Source organism: Eilatimonas milleporae, assembly GCF_003688555.1.
Lineage (GTDB): Bacteria > Pseudomonadota > Alphaproteobacteria > Sphingomonadales > Kordiimonadaceae > Eilatimonas > Eilatimonas milleporae.
The window spans coordinates 228849-251976 of record NZ_REFR01000011.1; the positions used below are offsets into that span (position 1 = coordinate 228849).

The window sequence follows — 23128 nt, forward strand, 5'->3', positions numbered from 1 at the left end:
GGGGTGGCGGCACCATCTTATGAGGTGTCGGGGCCGTGTGCCGGAGGCGGGCCTGTCAGCCCGGTCCGGATGTGGGCGCGGGAATGGGATGCGCCGGTTTGAAGAAGGATGGATGGCACCATGTTCGACAGCTTGTCAGATCGCCTGAACGGCATTCTGGACGGCCTGAAACGGCGCGGCGCGCTGAAGGAGGCGGATGTTTCCGCCGCCATGCGCGAGGTGCGTGTGGCCCTTCTGGAGGCGGACGTTGCGCTGCCGGTGGTCAAGTCTTTCATTGCCAAGGTGAAGGAAAAGGCCGTTGGCCAGACGGTGCTGAAATCGGTGACGCCGGGCCAGCAGGTGATCAAGATCGTCCATGACGAACTGGTTGCCATGCTGGGGACGGAAAGCGCCCCGGTCAACACCGCCGGTCTGCCGCCAGTGGCGATCATGATGGTGGGCTTGCAGGGGTCTGGTAAGACGACGTCGACGGCCAAGATCGCCAAGCGGCTGACCGAGAAGGACAGTAAGAAGGTGCTGATGGCCTCGCTCGACACGCGGCGGCCTGCGGCGCAGGAGCAGTTGAAGGTTCTGGGCGAACAGATTGGCGTAAAGACGCTGCCGATCATCAAGGGCCAGTTGCCGGCGGACATCGCCCGCCGCGCCATGGAAGCCGGACGGCTTCAGGGTTTCGACGTGGTGATGCTGGACACCGCCGGGCGCCTGCATGTGGATGCCGCGCTGATGGCCGAGGTGCAGGCGGTACGGGACGGCGTGCAGCCGCTGGAAACCCTGCTGGTGGCCGACAGCCTGACCGGCCAGGACGCCGTCAATGTGGCGCAGGAATTCGACGGACAGGTCGGTATCACCGGTGTGGTACTGACGCGGATGGACGGCGACGGGCGCGGCGGTGCGGCCCTGTCCATGCGGGCGGTCACCGGTAAGCCGATCAAGCTGATCGGCACCGGCGAAAAAGCCGACGCGCTGGAGGATTTCCACCCCGAACGGGTGGCGAGCCGTATCCTCGGCATGGGGGATGTGGTCAGCCTGGTGGAAAAGGCTGCCGAGACGATCGAGAAGGAAGATGCCGAAAAAATGGCCGCCAAGATGGCCAAGGGCACCTTCGATCTGGACGATCTGCGTACCCAGTTGCGTCAGATGAAGAAGCTGGGCGGCATGAAAAGCGTCCTCGGCCTGTTGCCGGGGATGGGGCAGATGAAAAAGGCGCTGTCCGGCGCGACGCTGGACGACGGCATGTTCAAGCGGCAGGAAGCGATCATCGATTCCATGACGCCGAAGGAACGCGCCAAACCGCAACTCCTGAACGCCAGCCGCAAGAAGCGCATCGCCGCCGGTTCTGGCACCACCGTTCCGGAGGTGAACAAGCTGCTGAAGATGCACATGCAGATGGCGAAGATGATGAAGAAAATGTCGAAGATGGGCAAATCGGGCCGCATGCCGATGGTGCCCGGAGGGCCGGGCAGTGGTTTGGGTGGTCCCGGTGGTTTGGGCGGTCCGGGCGGACTGCCCGGCGGATTGCCCCCCGGTTTCGACAAGCTTTTGAGCTGAGTGCGGCGCGCACTGAGCGACTGTTACCCTGGGCGGGTTTTTCAAACGGGATCCTGTCCGGACCTTGAAAAACGTTTGAGATTGAAGACTGAAAGGAAACTGAACAATGGCAATTGCAATTCGTCTGGCCCGTGGCGGCGCCAAGAAACGCCCCTACTACCGCATCGTCGTGGCCGACAGCCGCGCCCCGCGTGACGGACGCTATATCGAAAAGATCGGCATCTATAACCCGATGCTGGCGAAAGACGACGAAAACCGCGTCAAGTTCGACGAGGAGCGCATCAAGCACTGGCTGGGCCAGGGCGCCAAGCCGTCCGACCGGATCGCCCGTTTTCTCGAGGCGGCGGGCCTGATCGAAAAGAAAACTCGCAGCAACCCCAACAAGGGCAAGCCGGGCCAGAAGGCGGTTGAGCGCGCCGAGGAAAAGCGCCAGAAGGCTGAGGAAGTTGCGAGCGCAGCCGCTGAGGCCGACGCGCCGGCGGAAGAAGCCACGGACTCAGCCGAGGCATAATCCGGGTTCCGGCCGGACCGGACCGGTCCGGCCTGTCCACCGGGCGCCAGTCATGAAACCGTACTCATGAACCCTTGGCGCAAGAGGGCGTCACTGATCGCTTGGGAGCGGGTGCCGATGGCCGGCATGCAGTCATGACCGCTGAAACGGATGAGCGCCGGCGCCGGGGGGTTCTGGCGGCGGATGACGGCGACTGGTTGCAGGTGGCCCGTTTCGCCGGCCCGCACGGTGTGCGCGGGGATGTGCGATTGGTGTCCTTCACCGAGGACCCGAAGGCGGTGTTTTCCTACGGCGATCTGCGTGACGGGCCGGGCGGCGCGCCGGTTGCCCTGCGGCGTCTGCGCGCGGTCAAGGACGGTTTTATCGTCCATATTGACGGCGTGGACAGCCGCGAAGCCGCCACGGCCCTGAAAGGCCGGGGCCTTTATGTGGCCCGCGCGGCTCTTGGAGCGGCGGCGGACGAGGATGAATTTTACCTGGCCGACCTGATCGGCCTCGCGGCGGTGGACCCCGAGGGCGCGCGCGTCGGCCATGTGCGCGCGGTCGACAATTTCGGCGCCGGGGACTTGATCGAACTGGTTCTGGACACGCCGGTCAAGGGTCTTGGCCGCTATGCCTTTATCCCCTTTACCAAGGTGCTGGTGCCCGATGTGGATATCGCCGGTGGCCGGATCACAGTGGACATGGCGGCCTGGCTTGCGGGTCTTCAGGGCACGGACACCCGGGAGCAAGGGTGAGCCCTGATGGTTAAGCATTGGAGGCAAGCCCCGACAGCAAAATGCTGAGTGCCGAGTTTGGGCGCCAAATATTGACTGCAAATACTTGGCCGATACTGGTCTGACTATTGGGCGCTGTGCCTAGGTATAATGGGAAGAAGCATGGCGGAAATGGCGGAGCAGCAGGTACAGACACCCTTTGCCGCGCAGGTGCTGACCCTGTTCCCGGAGATGTTTCCGGGCCCCCTTGGACAAAGCCTTGCAGGCCGGGGGTTGGAGCAGGGGCTCTGGGCCTTAAAAACGCTGGACATCCGCGATTTTTCGAGCGATAAGCACCGCTCCGTGGATGACACCCCCGCCGGTGGCGGCCCCGGCATGGTTATGCGGGCCGATATTGTCGCCGGGGCGATCGATGCGGCCCTTGCCCGGGCCGGGCAGGACTGGCCGCTGATTTATCTGAGCCCGCGGGGTCGGCGCTTTGACCAGGCGGAGGCGATACGGTGGCTGAACGCTGGCGGCGTTACCCTGTTGTGTGGCCGGTTTGAAGGGGTGGATGAACGGGTGCTGGAAGCGCGCGGGGTTGAGGAAATCAGCCTCGGCGATTTTGTATTGTCCGGTGGTGAGCCGGCTGCGCTGGCCATGCTGGATGCGGTTATCCGCATGATCCCCGGTGTGATGGGGGCGGCGGCAACACTGTGGGAAGAAAGTTTTACGGGCGGGCTCCTTGAGTATCCGCACTATACCCGGCCCCAGATGTGGGAGGGCCGGGAAATCCCCGAGGTGCTTGTGAGCGGGCACCACGGCCGGATCGCCGACTGGCGCCGGGAAAAAGCAGAAGAAATCACCCGCATACGCCGGCCGGATCTGTGGTCGACCTATGTGCGGGACAAGAAAGATGAAGGATGAAAGCCGTGAATATTATCGAGAAGCTTGAACAGGAGCAGATCGGCAAACTGACCGAGGGCAAGGAAATCCCAGATTTCCAGGCTGGCGACACGCTGCGGATCGACGTGAAGGTACGCGAGGGCGAACGCGAGCGGATTCAGGCGTTTGAAGGGGTGTGCATCGCCCGTGCCAACAAGGGGGTGAACTCCAATTTCACCGTCCGCAAGATTTCCTACGGCGAGGGCGTTGAGCGGGTGTTCCCGCTGTATGGTCCGAGCGTGGACAAGATTACCGTTATCCGCCGGGGCAAGGTGCGCCGCGCCAAGCTGTATTATCTGCGGGGCCGTACGGGTAAGGCCGCGCGGATCGCCGAGAAGAAGGACTTCCGCAAGGTCGGAAAATAACGCGACACAATCTTTCAAAATTCGGGCGTGTCGTTGGTTTTTATTGCGGCGTGCGTCCTGTTTGATCATAAAGCGGCGGGCGCACGGGCGTCCGCCGCTTTTGTCATAAGGCCCTGAGGTCTATTATAATGGGTGCGGCACAGCCCTGATGATGAGCCTGGGACCGCGATGATAGGTCTGGCCGGACGGTGTGCCGTGCGGATATGTGTGTGCGTGTCGGTGTGTTTGTAACTGCGATTGGGAGACAGGGTGTGGGCAAGACCCTTTATGACAAGATCTGGGATTTGCATACGGTTGAGGCACGTCAGGATGGCGTCGCCCTGATTTATATCGACCGCCATCTTGTCCATGAGGTGACGTCGCCGCAGGCTTTTGAGGGCCTGCGCATGGCGGATCGGCCCGTGCGCCGTCCGGAAGCGGTGCTGGCGGTACCCGACCACAATGTCCCCACCAAGGACCGGGACAAGCCGAACCCCGACGAGATGTCCGCCGCCCAACTGGCGGCGCTGGAGGAAAATGTCGCGGCCTTCGGACTGGATTACATCCCCATGTCGGACGTGCGGCAGGGCATCGTCCATGTGATTGGGCCCGAGCTTGGCTTTACCCAGCCGGGGCTGACCATTGTCTGCGGTGACAGCCACACATCGACCCACGGTGCCTTCGGTGCCTTTGCCATCGGTATCGGCACGAGCGAGGTTGAACATGTGCTGGCCACGCAGACGCTGGTTCTGAAAAAAGCGAAAAACTTGCGTGTGCACATTTCCGGGGAGCTGCATCCCGGCTGCACCGCCAAGGATGTGGCGCTGGCCGTGATCGGCAAGATCGGCGCGGCCGGCGGCACCGGCTATGTGATTGAATATTGCGGCCCGCTTGTCGAAGCCCTGTCGATGGAAGGGCGCATGACACTGTGCAATATGTCGATCGAGGCCGGTGCGCGCGCCGGTCTGATCGCTCCGGATGAAAAGACTGTCGCCTATCTGAAGGGGCGGCCCATGGTGCCGAAGGGCGCCGAATGGGAGCAGGCGGTTTCTTTCTGGCAGTCGCTGAAAACTGACGCGGACGCGGTATTCGACCGCACGGTGTCGATTGCCGGTGATGAAATCGCGCCGCTGGTCACGTGGGGCACCAGCCCGGAGGATGTGATCCCCGTGACGGCGCAGGTGCCGGCGCCCGACAGTTTCGCCGAGCCGACAAAGCGCGAAGCGGCGGCAAAGGCGCTCGACTATATGGGACTGACGCCGGGCACGCCCATGCAGGACGTGTCTATTGACCGGGTGTTCATCGGCAGCTGCACCAACAGCCGGATCGAGGATCTGCGCGCCGCCGCCAGCGTGGTGAGCGGACGGCATGTGGCGCCGCATGTGCTGGAGGCCATCGTTGTGCCGGGCTCGGGTCTTGTGAAGGAAATGGCGGAAGCCGAAGGCCTGGACCGCATTTTCACCGAGGCCGGGTTCGACTGGCGCGAGCCGGGCTGTTCCATGTGCCTCGGTATGAATGCGGACAAGGCCGGCGCGGGTGAACGCGTGGCTTCGACCAGCAACCGGAATTTTGTCGGACGGCAGGGGCCGGGGGCGCGCACGCACCTGATGAGTCCGGCCATGGCGGCGGCGGCGGCCGTCGCGGGCCGTTTTACCGATGTGCGGACCATGACGGATACAACGACAAACGGGGAGGGCTGAGACATGCAGGCATTCACCACACTGACATCCATTGCCACCCCCTTTCCCAATGTGAATGTGGATACGGACATCATCGTGCCCGCGCGGCATCTGAAGACCATCAAGCGCACCGGGCTGGGTCGCTTTGCCTTTGAAAGCCTGCGCTACGGTGCGGACGGCGCGCTGCACGGAGAGGCGGTGTTCGACCGGGCGCCTTACAACACGGCGGAAATTCTGCTGACCGGTGCCAATTTCGGCTGCGGGTCCAGCCGCGAACATGCGCCCTGGGCCATTCGCGACATGGGATATCGGGCCATCATCGGGCCGAGTTTTGCCGACATTTTTGCCGGAAACTGTGTGAAGAACGGGATTCTGACCGTTGTTCTGCCGCAGGACCAGGTGGATGCGCTGATGGCCGAGGGCGATGCCGCGCGGCCCGTCACCATTGACCTGCCGGCGCAGGAAGTGCGCACGCAAGGGGGGGTGGTGTATCCCTTCGACTATACGGCCGAGCACAAGCGCATGCTGGTGGAGGGCCTGGACGAGATTGGCCAGACGCTGACCCGTGAAGAGGCGATTTCGGCCTTTGAGGAAAAGCAGAAGCATATGCTGCCCTGGCTGTACCGCCATCACGGCACCAGCCGTCCGGCATCCGGTGGCACCGCCTAGGGACACCGGGGCCCAAATGCACCCTCCGGGCGCACCAGAATAAAGGCTTACTTTCATGACACAGCATCGCTTGCTGCTCCTGCCCGGGGATGGGATCGGAGTGGAAATCATGGCCGCCGTCCGCAAGGTCATCGCCGCCCTGGAAACCCATCACGGCCTGTCCTTCGATCTTGGCGAGGATCAGGTGGGCGGGGCCGCCATCGATGCATATGGCGTACCGTTGGCCGATGACACGCTGGCGCTGGCGCGGGCCAGCGATGCCGTCCTGCTCGGTGCTGTCGGCGGCCCCAAATGGGCGGACCAGCCTTACGGCAACCGTCCGGAGGCCGGATTGCTGCGTCTGCGCAAAGAGCTGGACCTGTTCGCCAATCTGCGGCCGGCGCTGTGTTTCGATGCCCTGGCGGATGCGTCCAGCCTGAAGCGCGACCTGGTGGCGGGACTGGACATTCTGTTCGTGCGCGAACTGGCGGGCGGCGTTTATTTCGGCGAGCCGCGCGGGATTGAAACCCAGGACGACGGCAGCCGCGTCGGCATCAACACGCAGCGCTACACGGACGCGGAAATCCGCCGTATCGCCGTTGTCGCCTTTGACATGGCGGCCAAACGGCGGGGCCGTGTGACCAGCGCGGAAAAATCCAATGTCATGGAATCCGGCCTGTTGTGGCGCGAGGAGGTCACCAGCCTGCACGCGGCCTCGTACAGTCATATCACCCTGGATCATATGCTGGCCGACAATTGCGCCATGCAGCTTGTCAAACAGCCGAAGCAGTTTGACGTGATCCTGACGGACAATCTGTTCGGCGATCTGTTGTCGGACGAGGCGGCGATGCTGACCGGATCGCTCGGCATGCTGCCGTCGGCCTCGCTGGGGTCGTCCGGACCGGGGCTGTATGAACCGGTGCACGGGTCCGCCCCCGATATCGCGGGGCAGGGCGTGGCCAACCCCATCGCCGCCATTTTAAGTCTGGCGATGGCGCTGCGCTATTCGCTGGATGAGGGCGCGGCGGCGGATGCGGTTGAGCGGGCGGTGGACCGTGTGCTGGCCGATGGATACCGTACCGCCGATCTCGCGGCGGGCGGCGCGGTGGATAGCGCAAAGGTGATTGGCACCGACGGCATGGCGGATGCGATTGTCGCACGGGTTTCAGCCTGAGGGCCAAAGACATATTTAACGTGATTTGAACAGGGAGTAGACCCATGGGGTTTCGGGTTGCCGTAGTGGGCGCGACCGGCAATGTCGGGCGCGAAATGCTGAACATACTGGCGGAGCGTGATTTCGGCGCCGATGAGGTGATCGCCATTGCCTCGCGCAAGTCCATCGGCCAGACGGTCGGTTACGGCGAGCGCGAACTGGACATCGTCGCGCTTGACAGTTTCGACTTCACGGGCGTGGACATCGCCTTTTTCTCGGCCGGGTCGGGTGTGTCGAAGGAGTATGCGCCGAAGGCCGCCGCCGCGGGCGCGGTGGTGATCGACAACAGTTCGCTGTACCGCATGGACCCGGACGTGCCCCTGGTGGTGCCCGAGGTCAATGCCCATGCCCTGAAGGATTTCAAAAAGAAAAACATCATCGCCAATCCAAACTGTTCGACCGCGCAGATGGTGGTGGCGCTGAAACCCCTGCATGACGAGGCGACGATCAAACGTGTGGTGGTGTCCACCTACCAGTCGGTCTCGGGCGCGGGCAATGCGGCCATGGACGAACTGTTCAGCCAGACGCGCGCGGTGTTCGTGAACGACCCGATCCAGCCGGAAAACTTCACCAAGCAGATCGCCTTCAACGTCATCCCCCATATCGACGTGTTCATGGATGACGGATCCACCAAGGAAGAATGGAAGATGGTGGCCGAGACGCAGAAGATGCTGGATCCGGACATCAAGCTGACGGCCACGGCCGTGCGGGTGCCGGTTTTCGTCGGCCACTCGGAGGCGATCAACATCGAGTTTGAAAAGCCGATCGCCAGCGGCGAGGCGCGCGCCCTTCTGCGGGAGGCCCCCGGTTGTCTGGTCGTCGACAAGCGCGAAGACGGCGGGTATGTGACGCCGGTGGAGTGCGTGGGCGATTTCGCCACCTATATCTCGCGTATCCGCAAGGACCCGACGGTGGAAAACGGCCTGAATATCTGGGTGGTGTCCGACAATCTGCGTAAGGGGGCGGCGCTGAACGCCGTACAGATCGCCGAATCCCTGGTCAATCAGGGCCTGCTGACGGCATCCTGAGCCCCGGGCTTCGTTCCTGTTCCTGCCTGCCCTTTGGCCGATCTTGGCCCGAATATCCGGATCGGGCGGGGATGGCGGATTGCCGGTGTGCCGGGCAGGGGTGTCAGGCAGGGGCCTCAGACAGGGGCCTCAGATAAAGGAATCATCCGGGCTGGTGCGACCGGTCGGTAAGGCCATGACCACCGTGGTGCCACCGCCGGGGGTGCTGCGGATATCCAGATGTCCCTGATGGCGTGCCATGATGATGCCCGCCAGCGGCAGGCCCAGCCCCTGCCCCGTGGTGTGAAGCCGCTGAAGCGCGGGGACATCGGCGGGGACCCGGCGAAGCCTGTCCAGTTTGTCGGCGGCAATGCCCGGACCGCTGTCTTCAATCCTGAGGGTGGCCCCGTCATCGCGGCCGTCGCCGCGCCCGACCGTGATGCAGATAGCCCCGCTGGTGCAGTATGCGACGGCATTGGCGAGGATGTTCAGGAGGGCGCGTTTGGCCAGCTGCGGGTCGCCCCTGACGCAGACGGCATCCTCGGCGGCAATGGGCGGCAGGCGCAGACCCTTGGCGCGGGCCTGACGCAGGATGTCGCGCCGGCAGTCCTGTCCCAGCTTGACGAGGCTGAAAGTCCTTTCATCCGCCGGGTCGGGTGCTTTGTCGATGATGGTCATGCACAGCAGTTCGTCGATTAGACGGTGCAGATCGCTGGCCATGCCGCCGATTTCGCGGGCGTAGCCGCGCAGCGTTTCCCGGTCCAGATCGGGCGCCTGGATCATGTCGGAATATCCGATGATGGCGTCCAGCGGGCTTCTGACCTCATCGGAGATATAGGACAGATAATCCGTCTGTGTTTCCGCTCGGGGTTCAGATGGCGTTCCAGACCGTGTTTCAGGCCGTGCTTCAGGCCGTGTTTCCGGTGCACCCGCAGATGGCGCCGTGTCCGTGGTGACGAGGGTGAAGGGAACGGCAGGCCGGGTGCCGCCGGCCGCGCGGGACCCACGGCCGGTTTTTCCGCGATCCGGCGGCGTGCCCGATATATCCTTTTTGGTATTCATGCCCTTAACATTCGTCCCGCACTGCCTTTAACGGCACCCCTCGTGTGCAGACACCGGCGTGTAGACACCGATGCGGACATGGACAGAGGCCACACCCCGTCCGATGTCGTGCTGATCCTGCCTTGCGAAAGCCCCTTGACCCTCCACCGTCATACGGGCACCTACAGGACGTGTCGCCGGGTGCCGGTATACCGGGTATTCCATTACAGAATAACATGCCTTGCCGTCGAAGGCGCCCGAAATCACGCAGGAGGAAACGATCATGCCTCGAAGTGCCGTTTTGCAGGCCCCCTTTTCCAATCCGTGCCGGCCCCGCCGCAGTGTTCTTTTCATGCCGGCTTCCAATGCGCGGGCCCTGGAAAAGGCGCGTACGCTGGCGGCCGATACGCTGGTGCTGGACCTGGAGGATGCGGTGGCACCCGATGCCAAGGATGTGGCCCGGCGGCAGGCGGCCGAAGCGATTGCCGCCGGGGCGTTCGGCCGCCGCGAAGTGGCGGTGCGCATCAACGGCACCGACACCGACTGGTGGGCCTATGACCTGCGGGCGGTGGTGAAGGCCGGCCCGGACGCCATTCTCATTCCCAAGGTTGAGGATGCCGGCAGTGTCTGTCTGGTCGCCGACCGCATGCTGCGCCGGGGCGCGCCCCGGTCCATGGCGCTGTGGGCGATGCTGGAGACGCCGCGTGCCTTTTTGAACGCGGACCCGATTGCCGCGTCACATCCCCGGCTGGCCTGTCTGGTGGTCGGCACCAACGACCTGTCGAAAGGGCTTCAGGCCCGGCAGACGGTGACACGTGAACCGGTGATCACGGCGCTGGGTCTGGCGATGCTGGCGGCGCGCGCCCACGGCCATGCCATACTGGACGGTGTGTACGGTGCCATTGGGGACACGGACGGCCTGCGGGTGCAGTGCGAGCAGGCGCGCGATATGGGCTTTGACGGCAAAACCCTGATCCATCCGAGCCAGATCGATACCGCCAATGCGGTGTTTGCCCCCAGCCGTGCCGATGTGGAGGATGCCGGCGCGCTGATCGCGGCCTATGAGGCCGCGGCGGAAGAAGGGGCCGGGGTCGCCACCTACCGGGGCCGGATGATCGAGGCCCTGCATGTGGACGATGCGCGCCGTCTGATCGCCCTGTCCGAGGCCATCGCCGCCCTTTGAGCGCCGATACCGTTTGAGGGAGGGCGGACCGGCTGTATGACGGCCCATCCGGCGTGCATTGCCGCCCCGGTGTGACAAATCACACCTTGCCGCAACCGGGTGTGCTCTGTACAAAGTGATCCGAACGAGCGGGCTATCCGTAATTTAGGACAACCCATTTGACGTATTTTGTTGGGGGAAACGCACTATGGCACAGGCAAAACCGGTACAGGTCAAACGCCCCCTATCGCCGCATCTCGATGTCTATCGCTGGCGGCCGCACATGCTGGTCTCCATCCTGCACCGGATGACCGGGGTCGCGCTGGCTGTCGGTGCCGTTTTGCTGACATGGTGGCTGACGGCGATGGCGACGGGCCATGACAGTTTCAACATGGTGCAGTCCCTGTTCGGCACATGGGCCGGGCGGGTGGTTCTGTTCGGCATCACCTTCAGCCTGATGCAGCACATGGCATCCGGTGTGCGCCACCTGATCACCGATGCGGGCAATATGTACGACCTGAAGATCAACCGGCTGTCCGCCCGGCTGACCCTGGTGTTTTCCAGTCTGGCCACGGTGGGCGTGTGGGTTGCCGCCTATATGGTGATGGGGGAGATTTAAGGCGATGGGCGATTTCAAAACACCCCTGTCGAAGGTGCGCGGCCTGGGCTCGGCCAAGGACGGTACGCATCACTGGTGGGTTCAGCGTGTCACGGCGGTTGCCAACATCCCCCTTGTGCTGTTCATGCTTGTGTCCGCCGTCGGCAATGCCGGCAAGGGCCATGCCGACTGGGTCGCCTGGATGGCGCAGCCGGTCGTCGCCGTGGTGGTGATCCTCTTTGTGGCCAATCTGATGTACCATCTGCGTCTTGGCCTTCAGGTGACGATTGAGGATTACGTCCATACCGCATCGACCAAGGTGGCGCTGATGCTGCTTTTGACCTTTGCCACCATTCTGATGGCGGCCCTGTCGATTTTTTCAGTTCTGCGTATTGCTTTCGGGGGATAAAGGCATGTCTGAGGCCCTGACCGAGACCTATCCTGTCACTGTTCATACATATGATGCCGTTGTTGTCGGCGCCGGCGGGTCGGGTCTGCGCGCGACCATGGGGTTGGCTGAAAGCGGCCTGAAGACGGCCTGTATCACCAAGGTGTTTCCCACCCGCAGCCATACGGTGGCGGCACAGGGCGGCATTGCCGCCAGCCTGGGCAATATGGGCGAGGACCATTGGACCTGGCATATGTACGATACCGTCAAGGGGTCGGACTGGCTGGGTGATCAGGATGCCATTGAATATCTGGTGCGCGAGGCGCCGGCGGCCGTGTATGAACTGGAACATTACGGCGTGCCGTTCAGCCGCACGGAAGAGGGCAGGATTTACCAGCGGGCCTTTGGCGGCATGACGACCCATTTCGGCGAAGGCGCCGCCGCGCAGCGTACATGCGCGGCCGCTGACCGCACCGGCCATGCCATGCTGCACGCGCTGTATCAGCAGTCGCTGAAGCATGACAGCGATTTCTTTATCGAATATTTCGCCATTGATCTGATCATGGAGGACGGCGAGTGCCGCGGTGTCATCGCCATGAATATGGAAGACGGCACCCTGCATGCCTTCCGCGCGCATGCCACCGTTCTGGCGACCGGCGGATATGGTCGGGCCTATTTCTCGGCCACATCGGCCCACACCTGCACCGGTGACGGCGGCGGCATGGTGCTGCGCGCGGGTCTGGCGGTTCAGGATATGGAATTTGTCCAGTTTCACCCCACGGGCATTTACGGTGCCGGGGTGCTGATCACCGAGGGTGCGCGCGGCGAAGGCGGGTATCTGGTGAACGGCGAGGGCGAGCGGTTCATGGAACGCTATGCCCCCTCGGCCAAGGACCTTGCCAGCCGCGATGTGGTGTCGCGCTCCATGTCCAATGAAATCCGCGAGGGGCGCGGCGTCGGCGCCAACAAGGATCACATCCATCTGCATCTGGATCATCTGGACCCGGCCATTCTGGCCGAACGCCTGCCGGGCATTTCGGAATCGGCGAAAATTTTCGCCGGCGTGGATGTGACCCGCGAGCCGATCCCTGTGCTGCCGACCGTGCATTACAATATGGGCGGCATTCCCACCAATTACTGGGGCGAGGTGATCAATCCGACGCCCGAGGATCAGGACAGGATCGTGCCCGGCCTGTTCGCCGTCGGCGAAGCGGCCTGTGTATCCGTCCACGGGGCCAACCGTCTGGGATCGAATTCGCTGATCGACCTTGTGGTGTTCGGCCGCGCCGTGGGCAAGCGGGTGCCCGAACTGGTGAAAACGGGCGCGACGCACAAACCCCTGCCCAAGGGGTATGAGGACATGGCACTGGGCCGTCTGGACGCGGCACGCTATGCCCACGGGTCCACATCGACGGCCGAGCTGCGTCTGAGCATGCAGCGCACCATGCAGAACAACTGCGCCGTTTTCCGCACCAACGAAGTGCTGGAAGAGGGCAAGACCCTGATCGACAAGGTGGTCGGCGGTCTTGACGACCTGAAGACAAGTGACCGCTCCCTTGTATGGAACAGTGACCTGATCGAGACGCTGGAATTGCAGAATATGGTGCCGCAGGCGGTGCTGACCATGTATTCCGCGGCCAACCGCAAGGAATCCCGTGGCGCGCACATGCATGAGGATTACCCGGACCGCGATGACGAAACCTGGATGAAGCACACGGCGGCCTGGTTTGACGGTACATCCGCCAGGATCGGCTACCGTGAGGTTCACAATTACACGCTGACGGATGAAGTCGAGTATATCAAGCCCAAGGCGCGGGTGTACTGAGGTGCCGGAAAGGGAGACACGCAATGGCTGAGTTCACGCTGCCGAAACATTCCAAGATCGGCAAGGGCAAGACGGTCAAGGCGGACGAGGCGGAGACGACCAAGTCCTTTTCGGTGTACCGCTGGAACCCGGATGATGGCGAAAATCCGCGCATGGACACCTTTGAGGTGGACATGGACAGTTGCGGGCCGATGGTTCTGGACGCCCTGATCAAGATCAAGAACGAGATGGACGCCACCCTGACCTTCCGCCGGTCCTGCCGCGAGGGGGTCTGCGGGTCCTGCGCCATGAATATCGACGGTGAAAACACCCTGGCCTGTACCAAGGCGATCGACGACATCAAGGGCGACGTCAAGATCACGCCGCTGCCGCACCAGGAGGTGATCAAGGATCTGGTGCCCGACCTGTCCAATTTTTACGCCCAGTATGCCTCCATCAAGCCGTGGATGCAGACCCAGTCCACCACGCCCGAGAAGGAGCGTCTGCAATCCCGCGAGGACAGGGAGCATCTGGACGGCCTGTATGAGTGCATCCTGTGCGCCTGCTGTTCGACGAGCTGCCCCAGCTACTGGTGGAATTCGGACAAATATCTGGGACCGGCGGTTCTGTTGCAGGCCTATCGCTGGCTGGTGGACAGCCGGGATGAGGCGACCGGCGAACGTCTGGACGATCTGGAAGATCCTTTCCGGCTGTATCGCTGCCATACCATTATGAACTGCGCCAATGCCTGCCCGAAGGGATTGAACCCGGCCAAGGCGATTGCGGAGATCAAGAAGATGATGCTGGAGCGCAAGGGCTGATACCCGCCTTCAGTATGAGCGAGGCCGAAGCCCGCCGGATGAGTGCCCGGCGGGTTTCGCGGTTTTTTGGGGAAAAGGGTCGTGTGCCGTATCCGCAGCCTGTTTGCGGTGACGTTTTGCCTTGCCGCCGCCGTACCGGCGGCGGTCACCGATACTCTTGCCCATAAGATTGATACCCATGAAATTGATGCCCGTGCGCTTGCCGACCGCGAGACGTTCACCCGGGTGGACCTGCCGATCCGGGTCAGCGGGTCGCCGACCGGGCCGCTTAATCTGGCCTTTCGGGCCATTCTGGCGGATGCGGACTTGTCGGTGACGATGGTTGACCTGCCTGGTGCGCGGCGCCGCCGCGACTTCATCGATGGCCGGATCGGAATTGACTGCTGCCTCAACCCGCGTTGGCTCAGACCGGGAGAAGACCCGGCGGACATGCATTTCAGCACGGCCTTTTACAGCCTTGTGGAGCACTATATCTTCACGCCGGTGCTGGCGGGGACTCCGGCGACGCGTGAGGTGCTTCTGGAAAAGCGCTATGCCACCATCGCCGGATATTATTTCGAGGGGGATGAAATCCTGACCAATCGCGTCACTGTGCGCGACTGGGGGGATGTGGTCCGTGTGCTGACCGCCGGGCGCGCGGATTTTGCGTTCATCAACGATCTCGAATACCACTGGCGACGCAGCCACGGCACGATCCCGAAGACGCTGAAACTGGGCCCCGTGCATGACCGCTACAGTGTGCATGTCCGCCTGCATGACCGGTACCGGGACCTGTTGCCGGCGGTGAACGCGGCCATCGACCGGCTAACCGAAAGCGGCCGTATCGCCGCCCTGATCGAGGAGGGCGTTCACCATGTGCCCGTGCCCGAGCACGCGGTAGGACATGGGCCGAGTCTTCTGAATTAAAGGCAATTTTAATCAAATTAATCTTAAATATAGATATATTGTAACTTTTACGCGCGGAATAGTTTCGTTAAGCGAGACAAGGTGTCTGAAAATGTGTCGGGGCCGTCCCGGACCGCACCGGCGGTCCCTGGCACCAGCGACGGAGTTGACCGTGAAGGTGGTACCCGCGCGCGTGTTCCGGTCCGGCGGTCTTATGGCGGCCTGGGTGGTATGCTGTGTGTTTTACAGTCTGTTCACCGCGCCCGCGGCGGTTGGTGTGCCGGAGGGTATCGCCACCGTGCCGGTGGTGACGGGCATGTCATCGTCCCACCCGTTTCAGATGATCTGGGAGGAGATTCTGCGCGAAGCGGACATTGCCGCCGTGATGATGCGTATCCCCGAGCGCCGCAAACGCCGGATGTTCACCGAAGGCCGGATTCTGCTGGACTGCTGCGCGGACCCGGCCTGGCATATGACGGCGGCTGAAAAAAGCGGTCAGATGTTCACTGACATCCTTATCGAGACCGGCGAGTATTACATCCTGGCGGCCGGCAGCGATCTTGTCGTCTCCGTGCCCGAGGACTTGAAGGCGCTGCGTATCGCGGCCATTCGCGGCTTTACCTATGAAGGCGAACCTTTTTTCGGCAGACGGGTCGATGTGACGGGATGGGGGGACATGATGCAGGTCATGGCCGTGGGCCGGGCCGACGTGGGCATTATCAATATCGAGGAATTCCGCTGGCAGATGCGGCGTCGGCCCTTGCCTGTGAAGCTGGGCGGCCTGTACCGGCAGTCCCGCCTGAGTGCCCGCGTGCATGGCAGCCGGCAGGATTTGCTGGTCCGGCTGAATACGGCGATTGCGCGGTTGCGGTCCCGTGGCCGGATCGTGGAGATCCTGGAGGCAGTGACGGGAACGGATGGGGCGGCGATGCCCCTAAGCGCTCCAAAGAGCATATCCTCGACCGTCCCGGAGACCTGAATACGGCCCGCCGCACCGGCCGGCCGTTCAGCCGGCCAGATATATGTCTTTCAGTCTGTCCCGCCGGTCCGGCGTCAACCCGAGGGCGGTTCGCATATAGGCCGACAGACTGCCGAAGCTGTCGGCGATGGCGGTGTCGGCGGCGCGCAGAAAGTCCGCCTCGACCCCGACCAGCGGGCGCACGGCTTCCGGCGTGACCTGTTTTCCCGCCCTGGCGCCGATGCGTTCGGCCAGGGCTGCGGACGCAGTGTCCAGGTCGACCACCTGATTGGTCATCAGAAAATCTTCCAGCACCTGTTCCTCGTCAATGTCCAGGGCCCGCAAAACGAGGGCGGCGGCTATGCCGGTGCGGTCCTTGCCCGCCGTGCAGTGAAACAGGGCGGCGTTTCCCTGGTGATCGTCCAGCAGGATGTCGAACAGGGTTTTCAGCCCCGGCGCATTTTGGATGGGGATGGTTTTGAACGCCGTCAGAAACTGGGCGCGAGCTTCATCCGCCGGGAAATCCGCCTCGGCGATGCTGGCGATCATGGCGCGGACCCATGCGGCGGCATTGCCGCCGATGGGAACGGCATGATAGCGGGGGCGCCATGTGCACGGCCACTGGACGGGGCGATGTTCCTTTTCGGCGTCCGAGCGGAAATCGATGACGGTTTCTATGTCGCGTGCCAGCATTTCGGTGCCGCAGGCTTCGCTCATATTGCCGAGGTGACCGGAGCGGAACAGCCGGCCCCAGCGCACGGTGCGGCCGTCCCGGGCCCTGTATCCGCCCATGTCGCGAAAATTGTCGACACTTTCAAGGGCGATGTGCCGGCCCTGCGCCGGTGTGGTTGTGTCTGTCATGGTGTCGTTTGCCGCCGGTATTCCGCGTTGAACATGGTTTGCCATGTTTTACCGTCATCAAGAGAAATTTCGATGACCTGACGCACGGTACCGTCCGGCACCGGGGTCAGGGTCGTCCGGTCCAGATAGTGGCTGCCGTCGGCCTTCTCGACCGTGGTCTGAAAGCGCACGCTGCCGTCGTCATGTGGGCCCTGATGGCGTTTCAGTTTGATGCTGCCGGGCCAACTGGTGTTGTCGGTGACCCAAAGCTGTGTCCAGACGCCCGTTGCCGCGCTGAAAGCGAACAGACTTTTGCCTTCAGCGCCGGCGGCATTGACCCAGTGTTCAAATACCGCGCAGCCGTCCAGGGCGGATTCGATATGATTGGCTCCGACGGGCTGGCCGTTGTCGTAAACGTCCCAGGTGCCGAGCCAGAAATCGAGGGCGTCGCCCCCCGGCGCCTCGCGGCAGGGTGCCCCGGCCCCTTGCGCGCCGGCGGGCAGTGTGCCCCCCGCGACCGCCATAAGAACGACCGACAGCAGAGCTGTCGCAACAAAAACCGGTTTGACAAACATACGCTTCTCCCTTGCGGCACGATAGCGATACGAAACGGCTTTTCCCAGAGTAATTGCTGTGTACTTACCGTGTAATGGCCGAGTGGTTACCGCTGTGGTGCCGTGGGTTATAAGCCGGAGACGAACCGCCCCTCGTCACGGGTGGGCGGGGCACTCCGGTTTCAGTCCGGCCCGGTTCCTGCCGAGGGCGTTCAGCGTTGTCCAAGATGCCGGCTTGAGTGTTGTTTGCGTGATGCTTTGCGCCCTGTATGTGTCCATGCTACCAAAACGCCCCGTTGTTCACAGTCGCTGCCGGAGGTCCCGGCGCGCGTTTGTACAGGAGACAGGGCATGTCCCGGCCGGATGATCAGAGCGATAGCGCCATTTCCGGTCGTGGATCCGGTCCGGAGACCGATTCCGACACCCGTCCCGATATGCATTCCGATAGCCGTTCCGGCAATCATTCGGGCAATCGTCTGGGGGGCGTGCCGGGCACAAATCCGAGAGAGACCTATGACAGGATGCGCGCGGACGGGGAATTGCGCGAAGACGCGGCCCAGGCCGGTCTTGTCGACCGGTTGCAGCGCCTGCACGATGACCTGGAGGGATATCCGGACATCGGCGGGCGGGCGCGCGGCCTGACCATCAAAAGCTGGCGCCTGTTCAACCGGTTCCGCTGGAGCGGCGGCGACAGGACGCCGCCGAGAAGCCTGTATATTCATGGCGGCGTCGGGCGCGGCAAATCCCTGTTGATGGACCTGTTTTTCGCCACCGCGCCGGTCGGGGCGAAACGCCGCGTGCATTTTCATGATTTCATGCTGGATGTTCATGCCCGGCTGAAGGAATGGCGTGCCCTCGGCCCGCGGGAACGGGTCGACAGGGGCGGCCGCGCCTCCAGCGACGATCCGGTGCCCCCGGTTGCCCGTCAGATCGCCTGCGAGGCGACGCTGCTGTGTTTTGACGAACTTCAGGTCACGGACATTGCCGATGCCATGGTGCTGGGGCGTCTGTTCCGGGAACTGATGGAACTGGGCGTCGTGGTGGTAGCCACATCAAACCGGCCGCCGGAGGATCTGTACAAGAACGGCCTGAACCGCCAGCTTTTCCTGCCGTTCATCCATATGATCAAGGCCCGCTTCGATGTGGTCGGTCTGAACGGGCCCACCGATTACCGGCTGGACCGGATGAAAGGGGTTAAAACCTATTACACCCCGGTCGACGCTGAGACCACGGCAGCCCTGCGCGAGGTCTTTTTCCGGCTGACGGACTGCCATGACGACGATCCTGCCCGTGTGCCGTCGGACACATTGACCGTGCAGGGGCGAACCCTGTTCGTGCCCAAGGCGGCCAAGGGCGTGGCCGTGTTTTCCTTCAAGCGTCTGTGCGCCCGGCCGCTGGGCGCGGCCGATTATCTGGCGGTGGCACGGCGGTTTCATACGGTGATCGTGGTGGCGATCCCGCAAATGGGCCCGGAAAAACGCAATGAGGCCAAGCGGTTCGTCACCCTGATCGATGCCCTGTATGAGCATGGGGTCAAGCTGCTGTGCTCGGCGGCGGTGCCGCCGGACGACCTGTATGTCTCCGGTGACGGGGTTTTTGAGTTTGAGCGCACGGCCAGTCGCCTGCACGAGATGCAGTCCGAAACTTATCTGGCCCGTCCGCACGGTGTGCCTGAATCTGCTCCCGCATGATATCTTGAGGCCGTTTGTCCGAATTTTGTTCGGCCAAATCGACCGCGCAATTTGACTATGCAATTTGCATAGTCAAATTGCCGGCCGGGCGGGGGGCGTCTATGACCAACGGCATTGGTAGTGGGCATGAGGTGCGTTGGGTAAAGGGTGTATCCGCCGCCTGTCCGAGAGCTTTGGCTGTACCGGAATCAGTGCCGGAATCGGCCGGGATGCCTGGCCTTTTGTTCCCTGTTGCAGGCTCCGAAGTCGTATTTCTTGAATTACGGAGTTCTTATTCAACGGGAAATCCTCTTTTTACGTGCATTGCCTCGACCTTTACTGCGGACGTTTTGCAAAGTTTTGGCAGATTGCGTATTTGACAAAAAAGTGTGGTCCCCCTTATTCACCGCGTGTGTTCATAATGCTTGCGGAATTAGGGGGCTTTCGGTGCGCCGGCGCCGGGGAAACGCGCGGATTTTTCAAATCCGCCTCCTGAACAGGACGACATGCTGCCGACGACAGGCGCCGCGTGACAGACATGGCGTCCATGAATGCCCCACTTGGCGTTGGGGTGGCATGGCGTCGGGCTGTGCATGAAAGGAAAAACAGTGTTCGATAAATTCCTTCGCAACATATCCGGGACGGTCCGGGACCAAGAGGCCATGTTGCAGGCGGTCCATGCATCGCAGGCGGTGATCGAGTTCGATCTGGACGGCACCATCCGCACGGCCAACGACAATTTCCTCAAGGCCATGGGCTATGGCCTGGCCGAGGTGCGGGGCCGTCCGCACAGCATTTTTGTCGAGCCCGAGTATAAGACGAGCAGCGAATATGCCGCCTTCTGGAAGGCGCTGCGGCGGGGGGAATTCCACAGCGGAGAATACAGGCGTTTGGGCAAGGGCGGGCGCGAGGTGTGGATCCAGGCCACCTACACGCCGATCCTGGATGCCGGCGGCAAACCGTTCAAGATCGTTAAATTCGCCGTCGACATCACCGCGCAGAAGCAACGCGACGCCGACTATCAGGGGCAGATCGAAGCGATCCACAAATCGCAGGCGGTGATCGAGTTCGATCTGGACGGCACCATCCGCACGGCCAACGACAATTTCCTCAAGGCCATGGGCTACACTTTGACGGAAGTGCAGGGCCGCCCGCACAGCATTTTTGTCGAGCCCGAGTATAAGACGAGCAGCGAATATGCCCGCTTCTGGGAGGCCCTGGGGCGGGGCGAGCACCAGGCCGGCGAGTACAGGCGGGTCGCCAAGGACGGCAGCGAAGTGTGGATCCAGGCCACCTACACGCCGATCCTGGATGCCGGCGGCAAACCGTTCAAGGTCGTCAAATTCGCCGTCGACATCACCGCGCAGAAGCAGCGCGACGCCGACTATCGCGGACAGATCGAAGCGATCCACAAAGCCCAGGCGGTGATCGAGTTCGATCTGGACGGCACCATCCGCACGGCCAACGCCAATTTTTTGCAGGCCATGGGGTATACCTTAGGCGAAGTGCAAGGCCGTCATCACAGTATTTTTGTCGAACCCGAGTATAAGGCGAGCAGCGAATATGCCGCCTTCTGGGAGGCCCTGCGGCGGGGCGAACATCAGGGCGGGGAGTGCAAGCGCATCGCCAAGGGCGGGCGCGCGGTCTGGATCCAGGCGACCTATAATCTGATTCTGGACCCCAGCGGCCGGCCGCTGAAAGTGGTCAAATTCGCCAGCGATGTGACCGAGCGGGTGACGGCCCGGATGGAACGCGAGCGGATCGGCGGTGAAGTGGCCGATAGTCTCAACAAAATTCTCAGCAGTGTGACGACGGTCACCGACAAGTCGGCATCGGCCACATCGGCGTCCTCGCAGACCGAGGCCACGGTTCAGGCGGTGGCATCGGCGGCGGAACAATCGGATGCGTCCCTTAGGGAAATCTCGGAAAGCATGATCGTGTCGCAGAAAGCCGTGGCCGAGATGATGACCCAGACGGAGGCGGCGGACCAGTCGACACAGGCCCTGAACAGCGCGGCAGAGGCAATGAACACCATTGTCGAGCTGATTCAGGACATTGCCGGACAGATCAATCTTCTGGCCCTGAACGCGACGATTGAATCCGCCCGTGCCGGCGAGGCCGGCAAGGGCTTTGCCGTGGTCGCCAACGAGGTGAAAAACCTGGCGAGCGAGGTGGCCAAGGCCACGGATCAGATCGCCGGTGAAATCAGCGGCATGCAATCGATTGCCGGTGATGTGGTCGACAAGCTGCAAACCATCAACACGGCGGTGGGTCAGGTGCAGTCCAGTGTGACCAGCGTGGCCGGTTCCATCGATGAGCAGAGCGCGGCGACCAAGGAAATCTCCTCCAACATGCAGACGGCGGCCATCGCGGTCAGCGAAATCAATCAGGGCCTGTCGGATATTTCCGCCTCGGTCGGGACGGTCAACGACTATGCCGCCGGCGGGGTCGAACTCTGCCGTGTCCTTCAGTCGGTGTGACGCCGGAGGCTATAACGCCAAGATATACCCCTGAGGAATGCTTCGATCCGTGTGACGGACCGATATGGTGCGAATAGCGCCAACTTTTCTTGCGGGGCGGTCGCAAACGCGCTAGGAAGCGGTCGGACTTTTCTGTCCCGGCAATCAGGGCATCGCACTCAGCGGTGCCCGTCGCTCTGTATAAGGGGTCCGGGTAAGGGTGTTCCGGCGGATATTCCGGCCGATGTTTTCCCGGCCGCGCCGCATCCATACCGGTCCCGGGCGTGATCCCTGCCGGGGCGTTTTGAAGAGTATTTTTAGAGTTCACTCGCGCGTTCCCTGGAGGAGTCTTTAATCATGTCACGAAAAAAGATTGCACTGATCGGCGGCGGCCAAATCGGCGGCACGCTGGCTCATCTCGCCGCCCTCAAGGAAATGGGCGATATCGTTCTCTTCGACATTGTCGAGGGGCTGCCCCAGGGCAAGGCGCTTGACCTGGCGCAAAGCGGCCCGGTCGACGGGTTTGACGCCGCGCTGAAGGGCGCGAATGCTTATAAGGACATCGAGGGTGCCGATGTGGTCATCGTGACCGCCGGTGTGCCGCGCAAGCCGGGCATGAGCCGGGACGACCTGCTCGGCATCAATCTGAAAGTGATGAAAGCCGTCGGCGAGGGCATCAGGCAGTATGCGCCGAACGCTTTTGTCATCTGCATCACCAACCCGCTGGACGCGATGGTGTGGGCGTTGCAGAAATTCTCCGGCCTGCCGACGGAAAAGGTCTGCGGCATGGCGGGCGTTCTGGACTCCGCGCGGTTCCGTCATTTTCTGGCGGAAGAATTCGACGTCTCGGTCGAGGATGTCACGGCCTTTGTCCTGGGCGGTCACGGCGACACCATGGTGCCGCTGACCCGCTATTCCGCTGTGGCCGGTATTCCGGTGCCGGATCTGGTGAAAATGGGCTGGTCCACGCAGGAAAAGATCGACGCCATTGTCCAGCGCACGCGCGACGGCGGCGCCGAGATTGTCGGCCTGCTGAAAACCGGGTCGGCCTTTTACGCGCCGGCCGCCTCCGCGATCCAGATGGCGGAAAGCTATCTGAAGGACAAAAAGCGTCTGCTGCCCTGTGCCGCCCATCTGAACGGTGAATACGGCCTGAGCGATATGTATGTGGGCGTGCCGGCGATCATCGGCGCGGGCGGTATTGAAAAAATTGTCGAGATCGACCTGATCGGCGAGGAGAAAAGCGGCTTCGATCATTCGGTCGGTGCCGTCAAAGGCCTTGTCGAGGCGTGCCTGACCATCGATTCGACCCTCGCCTAAGACGGGCTTGGTCGTCACTCTTCTTCATCGTGCACTGA

General features: G+C 62.5%; 23 protein-coding genes. 20 read left to right on the forward strand and 3 right to left on the reverse strand.

Annotated features, from left to right (window positions below; genetic code table 11):
• The first annotated feature begins 120 nt into the window (after positions 1–120).
• The 9 genes from ffh to BXY39_RS09220 all read left to right on the forward strand — a co-directional run bounded on the left by ffh (position 121) and on the right by BXY39_RS09220 (position 8611).
• Entirely contained in the window at positions 121–1548 is a 1428-nt protein-coding gene (gene ffh / locus BXY39_RS09180; RefSeq protein WP_121938959.1) for a signal recognition particle protein, read from the forward strand.
• Between the two features lie 106 nt (positions 1549–1654).
• The gene (rpsP, locus tag BXY39_RS20020) at positions 1655–2059 is read left to right on the forward strand and encodes a 30S ribosomal protein S16 (RefSeq protein ID WP_121938570.1); all 405 of its coding nucleotides are present in this window, start codon (positions 1655–1657) and stop codon (positions 2057–2059) included.
• Between the two features lie 134 nt (positions 2060–2193).
• A complete protein-coding gene (gene rimM, locus BXY39_RS09190; RefSeq protein WP_121938571.1) occupies positions 2194–2796 on the forward strand; it encodes a ribosome maturation factor RimM in 603 nt (200 codons plus the stop codon).
• Positions 2797–2937: 141 nt separating this feature from the next.
• On the forward strand, positions 2938–3681 hold the full coding sequence (gene trmD, locus BXY39_RS09195) for a tRNA (guanosine(37)-N1)-methyltransferase TrmD (RefSeq protein ID WP_245999024.1): 744 nt from the start codon (positions 2938–2940) through the stop codon (positions 3679–3681).
• A gap of 5 nt (positions 3682–3686) precedes the next feature.
• Positions 3687–4064, forward strand: a complete 378-nt coding sequence (rplS, locus tag BXY39_RS09200) for a 50S ribosomal protein L19 (RefSeq protein ID WP_121938961.1) — start codon at positions 3687–3689, stop codon at positions 4062–4064.
• A gap of 203 nt (positions 4065–4267) precedes the next feature.
• Complete coding sequence (gene leuC / locus BXY39_RS09205) at positions 4268–5743, forward strand: 3-isopropylmalate dehydratase large subunit (RefSeq protein ID WP_121938572.1); 1476 nt, start codon at positions 4268–4270, stop codon at positions 5741–5743.
• Between the two features lie 3 nt (positions 5744–5746).
• Positions 5747–6391 (forward strand): 3-isopropylmalate dehydratase small subunit, encoded by a 645-nt coding sequence (gene leuD, locus BXY39_RS09210; protein ID WP_121938573.1) that lies wholly within the window; start codon positions 5747–5749, stop codon positions 6389–6391.
• 55 nt (positions 6392–6446) lie between these two features.
• Positions 6447–7544 (forward strand): 3-isopropylmalate dehydrogenase, encoded by a 1098-nt coding sequence (leuB, locus tag BXY39_RS09215; RefSeq protein WP_121938574.1) that lies wholly within the window; start codon positions 6447–6449, stop codon positions 7542–7544.
• A 44-nt stretch (positions 7545–7588) separates the two neighbouring features.
• A complete protein-coding gene (locus tag BXY39_RS09220; RefSeq protein ID WP_121938575.1) occupies positions 7589–8611 on the forward strand; it encodes an aspartate-semialdehyde dehydrogenase in 1023 nt (340 codons plus the stop codon).
• Positions 8612–8740: 129 nt separating this feature from the next.
• Here the strand turns inward: BXY39_RS09220 and BXY39_RS09225 are convergent, their stop codons facing one another.
• Positions 8741–9652 carry a sensor histidine kinase gene (locus BXY39_RS09225; protein ID WP_121938576.1) on the reverse strand — a complete coding sequence of 304 codons (912 nt, stop codon included), beginning with the start codon at positions 9650–9652 and terminating at the stop codon, positions 8741–8743.
• A 262-nt stretch (positions 9653–9914) separates the two neighbouring features.
• Between BXY39_RS09225 and BXY39_RS09235 the strand changes: the two genes are divergently transcribed.
• The 7 genes from BXY39_RS09235 (at position 9915) to BXY39_RS09265 (ending at position 16268) form a co-directional block, all read left to right on the forward strand.
• On the forward strand, positions 9915–10814 hold the full coding sequence (locus tag BXY39_RS09235) for an HpcH/HpaI aldolase/citrate lyase family protein (RefSeq protein WP_121938578.1): 900 nt from the start codon (positions 9915–9917) through the stop codon (positions 10812–10814).
• Between the two features lie 187 nt (positions 10815–11001).
• Complete coding sequence (sdhC, locus tag BXY39_RS09240) at positions 11002–11412, forward strand: succinate dehydrogenase, cytochrome b556 subunit (RefSeq protein ID WP_121938579.1); 411 nt, start codon at positions 11002–11004, stop codon at positions 11410–11412.
• Between the two features lie 4 nt (positions 11413–11416).
• Positions 11417–11800 carry a succinate dehydrogenase, hydrophobic membrane anchor protein gene (sdhD, locus tag BXY39_RS09245; protein ID WP_121938580.1) on the forward strand — a complete coding sequence of 128 codons (384 nt, stop codon included), beginning with the start codon at positions 11417–11419 and terminating at the stop codon, positions 11798–11800.
• A 4-nt stretch (positions 11801–11804) separates the two neighbouring features.
• Positions 11805–13604 carry a succinate dehydrogenase flavoprotein subunit gene (gene sdhA / locus BXY39_RS09250; protein WP_170163734.1) on the forward strand — a complete coding sequence of 600 codons (1800 nt, stop codon included), beginning with the start codon at positions 11805–11807 and terminating at the stop codon, positions 13602–13604.
• 23 nt (positions 13605–13627) lie between these two features.
• Positions 13628–14404, forward strand: a complete 777-nt coding sequence (locus BXY39_RS09255; RefSeq protein ID WP_121938581.1) for a succinate dehydrogenase iron-sulfur subunit — start codon at positions 13628–13630, stop codon at positions 14402–14404.
• Positions 14405–14485: 81 nt separating this feature from the next.
• Positions 14486–15310, forward strand: a complete 825-nt coding sequence (locus tag BXY39_RS09260; RefSeq protein ID WP_121938582.1) for an ABC transporter substrate-binding protein — start codon at positions 14486–14488, stop codon at positions 15308–15310.
• A 151-nt stretch (positions 15311–15461) separates the two neighbouring features.
• On the forward strand, positions 15462–16268 hold the full coding sequence (locus tag BXY39_RS09265; protein WP_147453532.1) for a substrate-binding periplasmic protein: 807 nt from the start codon (positions 15462–15464) through the stop codon (positions 16266–16268).
• A gap of 27 nt (positions 16269–16295) precedes the next feature.
• Here BXY39_RS09265 and BXY39_RS09270 read toward each other — a convergent pair whose 3' ends face one another.
• On the reverse strand, positions 16296–17108 hold the full coding sequence (locus BXY39_RS09270) for a tyrosine-protein phosphatase (protein WP_170163735.1): 813 nt from the start codon (positions 17106–17108) through the stop codon (positions 16296–16298).
• Positions 17105–17662 carry a hypothetical protein gene (locus tag BXY39_RS09275; RefSeq protein WP_121938585.1) on the reverse strand — a complete coding sequence of 186 codons (558 nt, stop codon included), beginning with the start codon at positions 17660–17662 and terminating at the stop codon, positions 17105–17107. The genes BXY39_RS09270 and BXY39_RS09275 overlap by 4 nt, the downstream gene beginning before the upstream one ends.
• 329 nt (positions 17663–17991) lie before the next feature.
• On the opposite strand from BXY39_RS09275, the gene zapE reads away from it, so the two are divergent.
• The 4 genes from zapE (at position 17992) to mdh (ending at position 23090) form a co-directional block, all read left to right on the forward strand.
• On the forward strand, positions 17992–19332 hold the full coding sequence (zapE, locus tag BXY39_RS09280; RefSeq protein ID WP_245999026.1) for a cell division protein ZapE: 1341 nt from the start codon (positions 17992–17994) through the stop codon (positions 19330–19332).
• Positions 19333–19433: 101 nt separating this feature from the next.
• Positions 19434–19691, forward strand: coding sequence for a hypothetical protein (locus BXY39_RS19170; RefSeq protein ID WP_147453533.1), 258 nt, complete (start codon positions 19434–19436; stop codon positions 19689–19691).
• Positions 19692–19973: 282 nt separating this feature from the next.
• Entirely contained in the window at positions 19974–21791 is a 1818-nt protein-coding gene (locus BXY39_RS09285; RefSeq protein WP_170163789.1) for a PAS domain S-box protein, read from the forward strand.
• Between the two features lie 336 nt (positions 21792–22127).
• The gene (gene mdh / locus BXY39_RS09290) at positions 22128–23090 is read left to right on the forward strand and encodes a malate dehydrogenase (protein ID WP_121938586.1); all 963 of its coding nucleotides are present in this window, start codon (positions 22128–22130) and stop codon (positions 23088–23090) included.
• Positions 23091–23128 lie beyond the last annotated feature (38 nt).

Excerpts from the sequence above, each read along its gene's own strand:
- ffh (WP_121938959.1), top strand. The coding sequence starts at position 121 with ATGTTCGACAGCTTGTCAGATCGCCTGAACGGCATTCTGGACGGCCTG.
- rpsP (WP_121938570.1), top strand. The coding sequence starts at position 1,655 with ATGGCAATTGCAATTCGTCTGGCCCGTGGCGGCGCCAAGAAACGCCCC.
- rimM (WP_121938571.1), top strand. The coding sequence starts at position 2,194 with ATGACCGCTGAAACGGATGAGCGCCGGCGCCGGGGGGTTCTGGCGGCG.
- trmD (WP_245999024.1), top strand. The coding sequence starts at position 2,938 with ATGGCGGAAATGGCGGAGCAGCAGGTACAGACACCCTTTGCCGCGCAG.
- leuC (WP_121938572.1), top strand. The coding sequence starts at position 4,268 with ATGTGTGTGCGTGTCGGTGTGTTTGTAACTGCGATTGGGAGACAGGGT.
- leuD (WP_121938573.1), top strand. The coding sequence starts at position 5,747 with ATGCAGGCATTCACCACACTGACATCCATTGCCACCCCCTTTCCCAAT.
- leuB (WP_121938574.1), top strand. The coding sequence starts at position 6,447 with ATGACACAGCATCGCTTGCTGCTCCTGCCCGGGGATGGGATCGGAGTG.
- BXY39_RS09220 (WP_121938575.1), top strand. The coding sequence starts at position 7,589 with ATGGGGTTTCGGGTTGCCGTAGTGGGCGCGACCGGCAATGTCGGGCGC.
- BXY39_RS09225 (WP_121938576.1), bottom strand. The coding sequence starts at position 9,652 with ATGAATACCAAAAAGGATATATCGGGCACGCCGCCGGATCGCGGAAAA.
- BXY39_RS09235 (WP_121938578.1), top strand. The coding sequence starts at position 9,915 with ATGCCTCGAAGTGCCGTTTTGCAGGCCCCCTTTTCCAATCCGTGCCGG.
- sdhC (WP_121938579.1), top strand. The coding sequence starts at position 11,002 with ATGGCACAGGCAAAACCGGTACAGGTCAAACGCCCCCTATCGCCGCAT.
- sdhD (WP_121938580.1), top strand. The coding sequence starts at position 11,417 with ATGGGCGATTTCAAAACACCCCTGTCGAAGGTGCGCGGCCTGGGCTCG.
- sdhA (WP_170163734.1), top strand. The coding sequence starts at position 11,805 with ATGTCTGAGGCCCTGACCGAGACCTATCCTGTCACTGTTCATACATAT.
- BXY39_RS09255 (WP_121938581.1), top strand. The coding sequence starts at position 13,628 with ATGGCTGAGTTCACGCTGCCGAAACATTCCAAGATCGGCAAGGGCAAG.
- BXY39_RS09270 (WP_170163735.1), bottom strand. The coding sequence starts at position 17,108 with ATGACAGACACAACCACACCGGCGCAGGGCCGGCACATCGCCCTTGAA.
- BXY39_RS09275 (WP_121938585.1), bottom strand. The coding sequence starts at position 17,662 with ATGTTTGTCAAACCGGTTTTTGTTGCGACAGCTCTGCTGTCGGTCGTT.
- zapE (WP_245999026.1), top strand. The coding sequence starts at position 17,992 with ATGTCCCGGCCGGATGATCAGAGCGATAGCGCCATTTCCGGTCGTGGA.
- BXY39_RS19170 (WP_147453533.1), top strand. The coding sequence starts at position 19,434 with ATGACCAACGGCATTGGTAGTGGGCATGAGGTGCGTTGGGTAAAGGGT.
- BXY39_RS09285 (WP_170163789.1), top strand. The coding sequence starts at position 19,974 with ATGTTGCAGGCGGTCCATGCATCGCAGGCGGTGATCGAGTTCGATCTG.
- mdh (WP_121938586.1), top strand. The coding sequence starts at position 22,128 with ATGTCACGAAAAAAGATTGCACTGATCGGCGGCGGCCAAATCGGCGGC.